The sequence below is a fragment of the Fodinibius sp. genome (genome assembly GCF_041642155.1).
GTDB lineage: Bacteria > Bacteroidota > Rhodothermia > Balneolales > Balneolaceae > Fodinibius.
The window spans coordinates 322-6,207 of the sequence record NZ_JBEPWZ010000174.1 but is presented as its reverse complement, the minus strand read 5'-3'; the positions used below and the strand labels follow the sequence as shown (position 1 = coordinate 6,207).

5 protein-coding genes and 1 pseudogene are annotated in these 5,886 nt (G+C 48.1%); 3 read left to right on the top strand and 3 right to left on the bottom strand.

Going from position 1 to position 5,886, the window contains the following annotated elements:
* Positions 1 to 634, bottom strand: a 634-nt coding sequence (locus ACESLU_RS10250; RefSeq protein WP_372638558.1) for an undecaprenyl-diphosphate phosphatase, incomplete at its 3' end; no start/stop codon positions are given.
* 83 nt (positions 635 to 717) lie between these two features.
* On the opposite strand from ACESLU_RS10250, the gene ACESLU_RS10245 reads away from it, so the two are divergent.
* Positions 718 to 1,725, top strand: a complete 1,008-nt coding sequence (locus ACESLU_RS10245) for an AAA family ATPase (protein ID WP_372638557.1) — start codon at positions 718 to 720, stop codon at positions 1,723 to 1,725.
* Between the two features lie 612 nt (positions 1,726 to 2,337).
* Here the strand turns inward: ACESLU_RS10245 and rpsA are convergent.
* Positions 2,338 to 4,410 carry a 30S ribosomal protein S1 gene (rpsA, locus tag ACESLU_RS10240; RefSeq protein ID WP_372638556.1) on the bottom strand — a complete coding sequence of 691 codons (2,073 nt, stop codon included), beginning with the start codon at positions 4,408 to 4,410 and terminating at the stop codon, positions 2,338 to 2,340.
* A gap of 67 nt (positions 4,411 to 4,477) precedes the next feature.
* Positions 4,478 to 5,134 (bottom strand): (d)CMP kinase, encoded by a 657-nt coding sequence (cmk, locus tag ACESLU_RS10235; RefSeq protein ID WP_372638555.1) that lies wholly within the window; start codon positions 5,132 to 5,134, stop codon positions 4,478 to 4,480.
* A 154-nt stretch (positions 5,135 to 5,288) separates the two neighbouring features.
* Here cmk and rpsT point away from each other — a divergent pair, with 154 nt between their 5' ends.
* On the top strand, positions 5,289 to 5,540 hold the full coding sequence (gene rpsT, locus ACESLU_RS10230) for a 30S ribosomal protein S20 (protein WP_372638554.1): 252 nt from the start codon (positions 5,289 to 5,291) through the stop codon (positions 5,538 to 5,540).
* Positions 5,541 to 5,558: 18 nt separating this feature from the next.
* Positions 5,559 to 5,886 (top strand): annotated as a pseudogene (locus ACESLU_RS10225) (2,3-bisphosphoglycerate-independent phosphoglycerate mutase); the annotation flags it as partial.

Sequence of the window (5,886 nt, the reverse complement as noted above, 5' to 3'; positions counted from 1 at the left end):
TCTCCACCGTCTTGAGCAGCATGGCGCCCCCGATCACCGGGATGACCATCAGAAATGAAAAATTGGCCACTTCCTCCCTTTTTATACCCAGATACAGCCCGAGCGAAATCGTCGAACCCGACCGGCTGATGCCCGGGAGTATAGCAAAAGCCTGGGCCAGCCCGATACCGAAAGCACTGCCGGAGGTAAGGTTGTTGGGATGCTCTCTCCGGAAACGGGTGCTAAACAGAATAGCGCCTGTGACCAACAGCATAATGGAAACCGGAAAGGGACTGAGGAAAATACTTTCAATGCTCTCCTCCATTGTGAGTCCCACCACTGCAGCGGGAATCATGCTGATCAGGATAAACCATGAAAGTTTAATATTATTATCCGTTTTATATCGTTGTCGTATCTCTGCTGGGTGCCGAAACAGTTTCCCAAGTGAAGATAGGATCGCACCAATTTCCTTTTTATAATAAACCACAATACTGCACAAGGTGCCAAAATGTACAATGACTTCGAAGGTGATATTCTTTTCAAAATCTCCACCGAGCAATTCCTTGCCCAGTACCAGGTGGCCGGAACTGCTGATAGGCAAAAATTCCGTCAGCCCCTGAATTAATCCTAATAAAAAAGAATCTATGATCTCCATTTGTTAACTTTAGCCGTTTAGATTTTCTGCGCCGGAAAATAGCTATTACATATTCAAATTCTAAATCAACTATTAAATTTGTCATGCCCTATACTTCAACGCCCGTAGATATGCAGGAACTGGGAGAAAAAATTCAAGAATCCAGTGCTTTTATTGAAGATATTTATACTGAACTGAATAAAGTAATTGTGGGACAGCGATATATGATCGACCGGTTGCTGGTCGGACTGCTGGCCGATGGACACGTGCTGCTGGAGGGGGTGCCGGGACTTGCAAAAACCCTTACCGTTTCTTCGCTGGCCAAAGTAATCAATACGAAATTTCAGCGCCTGCAGTTTACCCCCGACCTGCTCCCCGCCGACCTGATCGGTACCTTGATCTATAATCAGAAAGAAGCGGAGTTTACGGTTAAAAAAGGACCCATTTTCTCGAACATTATTTTGGCTGACGAGATCAACCGCTCGCCGGCCAAAGTACAAAGCGCCCTTTTGGAAGCCATGCAGGAGCTACAGGTTACGATCGGAGAAACAACCTACCCGCTGGATGAACCGTTCCTGGTACTGGCGACGCAAAACCCGGTGGAACAGGAAGGGACCTATCCCCTGCCCGAGGCACAGGTCGACCGGTTTATGATGAAAATCAATATTGACTACCCCACGGAGAGTGAAGAGCTCGAGATTATGCGCCGCATGGCCAAAACGGGCAAAAAGGAAGAGTTGAAACCGGTCATCACGACCGAAAAAGTGTTAAAGGCCCGCAAGGTAGTCGACCAGATATATATTGACGAGAAGGTAGAGCAATATATTATTGACCTGGTATTTGCCACCCGTAACCCGGAAAAATACGGGCTCGACGATCTGTCGGAGCTGATCAACTTCGGAGCTTCGCCCCGAGCCTCCATTAATCTGAACCTGGCGGCCCGGGCCCACGCCTTTATGGAACACCGGGCCTACGTTACGCCGGAGGATGTACGCACCATTGCCATGGATGTGCTTCGGCATCGCATCATTCCGACTTTCGAAGCGGAGGCCGAAGAGGTGACCTCCGAGGATCTGATAGACCGGGTGATGTCGTCCGTTCAGGTGCCGTAATCGTACCAGCAAAAATTTTTCTTTTACTCCAGCCTTGATGTTCCTGGTACTTTTTTGGATGATCAAAAAAGTACCCAAAAAACTCAACGGCTGAGGGTTCTTCGTCTGAGTGTCGCCTGCTCGAACCTGTAAAAAGGCAAAACTCGCTTCCTCCGGTCGCTCAGACAAGCCTATTTACGGCCGGTTCTCGCGGCCTCACTCCGGGCGACTCACAACCCAAGGCCGGAAAAAGCTTATCACGTTTATAAGGGTACACTACACGGCCTTGTAAAGTCAGTGCCCCGCGTGGCGGATGCAAGGCGGAGGAACAAGAAAAATATTTGTCTGAGCCCGACCCTGTCGGGTGAGTTTATATTTTTCTCCGGAGCCGCTGCAGACGCCGGGCACTGAGTTTTCTCAGCCTTGATTTTTTACGCATCTTTTGCATCAAGGCAAAAGATGCAAAGGATTTTTTAGCAAGGCGTAGGGGACGCCATGATGATCAAAAAAATAATTACCCTCCTCCCTAAGGCTTCAAAAAGAAAGGCTCAGTGTCGTTAAACACTGAGCCCTTTCTGATATAGCTAACAGTACCTGTGATGTTCAGCATTTTGATGTAACAGCCCTTAACTGTTACTCCTGCTCTTCATCCTCTTCTTTATCTTCCTCCTCTTCGGCCTCGCTGGCAGTTGCCTGAAGTTTTTCTGCGGCTTCGGCCTTTTCTTTGGCAGCCATCTGCTCCTTAAGATCAGCCAGACCTGACATCTCACCCAGAGTTGGAGTACCCGTTTGCGGTGAGGATTTCTTCTTGGACCGGCTTTTCTTCTGGGTTGATGAAGAAGCGGACTTCGCTTTTTTCACATCCTGTTCGCGCTGACTGAGTGTAATATTCTTGTTTGTTTCATCAAGCTCAATTACAAACGCCTCTACAGGGTCGCCTACCGCAAAGTTTTCGGAAGGTTCGCCATCCGCTTCGGTCTTGCTGGCGGGAATAAAGCCCTTAAGTCCGTGAGGCAGTGCTGCAAACACACCCTTGTCGGTAATATCCGCCACTTCGCCTTCCACCTTGTTCGTGCCGCCGTACTCTTCGGCAAACTGCTCCCAGGGATTATCTTCAATCTGCTTGTGCCCCAGGGTAATTCGACGATTTTCGAAATCGATCGCCAGAATAACAACTTCTATCTCCTCATCCTTGTCAATAATCTCATTCGGATGATTGACCTTCTCGGTCCAGCTCAGGTCAGAGATATGGATGAGTCCGTCAATGCCGGGTTCGAGCTCAACAAACACACCGAAGTTGGTAAGATTGCGAACGGTTCCCTTGTGCTTGGAACCCACGGGATAGCGCTTGTCGATTTCCTCCCAGGGATCTTTCTCAAGCTGCTTGACACCCAGCGAAATTTTCTTTTCCGGCTCGTTTACATTCAACACCACACAGTCGATAATATCATCTTTGCTGACCAGCTGCGACGGGTGCTTGATATGCTGTGTCCATGACATTTCGCTGATGTGAATCAGTCCCTCAACGCCTTTTTCGAGCTCAATAAAGGCTCCGTAATCAGCGATGGATACCACACGGCCCTGCACCTGGATATTTTCAGGATACTTAAGATCTATTTCATCCCACGGATGCGGCTGCAGCTGTTTAAGTCCGAGCGAAACCCGTTTGGATTCATCGTCGAAATCAATAACCGCCACGTTCATGCGCTGATCCAGCGAAACGATTTCTTTGGGATGCTCCACGCGTCCCCAGGAAAGATCCGTAATATGCAGCAGTCCGTCGACCCCGCCGAGGTCGATAAATACACCAAAGTCGGTAATATTTTTGACGATTCCTTCAAGTACTTGTCCCTCTTCAATCGTAGAGAGTATTTCCTCGCGCTGTTCTTCAAGGTCAGACTCGATAAGCGCACGGTGCGAGACAACGACGTTCTCGGCGTGCATGTTGAGCTTGACCACCTGAAATTCCATGGTCTTGCCTACATAGGCATCAAAGTCGCGGACGGGACGCACGTCAATTTGTGAGCCCGGCAGAAAGGCGTCGATACCCATAATATCCGCCACCATACCCCCTTTGATACGGCGCTTGATATATCCTTCAACAATTTCACCGGTCTCAGCAGCACGCTCAATGGTCTCCCAGGCGTGCAGAATATCAGCCTTGCGCCGGGAAAGGATAAGCTGGCCTTCCTGATCCTCCACTTTATCCAGGAATACATCCACTTCATCTCCGGGAGCGAGGTTTTCAACCACTTCGTCGGGAAATTCATTCGTCTGTACAATACCCTCAGACTTAAACCCGATATCAACTATTACATAATCTTCATCAACGGAAACAACACGCCCGGTGACAATTTCTTTCTCCTCGATCTCATTGAGCGTATTCTCATACATATCCGCAAGCTGATGAAACTCTTCGTCAGAATAATCTTCCGAGGCAGCTTGCAGCTGATCATAGGTATAGGTTTCGGCTTCATCTATATCGCCGGAGAAGGAGGCTACTGTCACTTCTTCAGGCTCTTCCTGTCCCTCTTCCTCATCTTCAGTTTCATTATCAGCATCAACAGTAGATTCCTCTTCAGTATCAGGTTCTTCGCTGTTAGATTCGTCCTTGGTCTTTTCCGATTCTTCAGTGACTTCTTCCGTAACTACTGTCTGTTCTTCTGGATTTTCCTGGTTTTGTTCTTGTTTTAGTTCGTCTGTCATTATATGCTTTAATTAAAATTACCGCATCCCAAATGATTTGGAATGGGATTAGAGTTAGTATTATAGTTCAACTTTTCATCAGGTTGGTTATATGTAAACAAATTTGATCAACCTGTTGTTCGAAACTCAAATTTGTCGTATCAATGGCAATGGCATCCTCCGCTTTCTTCAGCGGATCTGTCTTTCTGCGAGAATCTTTGCGGTCCCGCTGTTCAATATTCTGCTTTACTTCTTCAAACGTAAGATCGGGGTTATCCGGCTTCCGCTCCTCGTATCGCCTGCGGGCCCGTTGCTTAATATCGGCTGACATATAAAATTTCAAATCCGCATCGGGAAAAACGGCCGTCCCCAGATCACGTCCCTCTGCAATATATACACCATCTGCTACCGCTTCACGCATCAATCGGTTCACAAATGCCCGAACGTCTCGCATGGCAGCGACCTTGCTAACGTGTTCGGCCACCCTTGGCGTTCGAATACGGTCGGTTACCGGCCGGCCGTCAATTTCAATATGAAACTGCCGGTCTCGGTAACAGAACGAGATCTCTTTTTGCTGCAACAATTGAAAGAACGCTGTTTCATTCCGGTGTGCCTGCAAATAGAGCAGGGTTATGGCTCGATATAGCGCTCCGGAATCCAGATATTCAATCTCTAATCTATCGGCTACGGCACGCGCAGTTGAACTTTTACCCGAGCCGGCCGGCCCATCGATCACGGTGATCATTATGGAAAGTCTCCTAAATTACCCTTCTTTTGTTAATTTTTCAATGATTTCTTGTTTAATGATTCCAGAAATTTTAACTTTGAGTTCTTTCTGAAATGGCGAAGGAGATGATACGAATAAATTTGAAGAACTGATAAGAAACTCTTAAAAATATATGCCACAACACAAGTCAGCAATTAAACGCGTTCGACAAAACGAAAAGCGTCGCAAGCATAATCAGCCGCAGCGCTCAAAAATGAAAACGCTGGTTAGGAAGGCTCTTGAAACAACCGACAAAGAGCAAGCGCAGGACGCCGTCAGGGAAGCAACCTCCTATCTGGATAAAATGGCGGCCAAGGGGCAGGTGCACAAAAACTTTGCAGCACGGAGAAAATCGAAGCTGGCCCAACACCTGAACAACCTATAAACAGATCTCCCCTCTACTTTGGCTGATCCAACCTCTAAAGCGCTTCTGATTATACTTGACGGCTATGGAATAGCTGAAGACCCCGAGGTAAGTGCTATTGAGCGGGCGGATACCCCGTATATTGACAGTCTGTTTCGCAAGCACCCGCACAGCACACTGACCGCCAGCGGCGAAAAGGTCGGGTTGCCCAAAGGACAGTTTGGCAATTCTGAAGTCGGGCATCTTAATATCGGAGCGGGACGCATTGTGCCCCAGGAGCTCACCCGGGTAAACATGTCCATCGAAGACGGCTCTTTCTTTGAGAACAAAGTTCTCACTGCCGCCGCCGAGAAAGCAAGAGAAAACG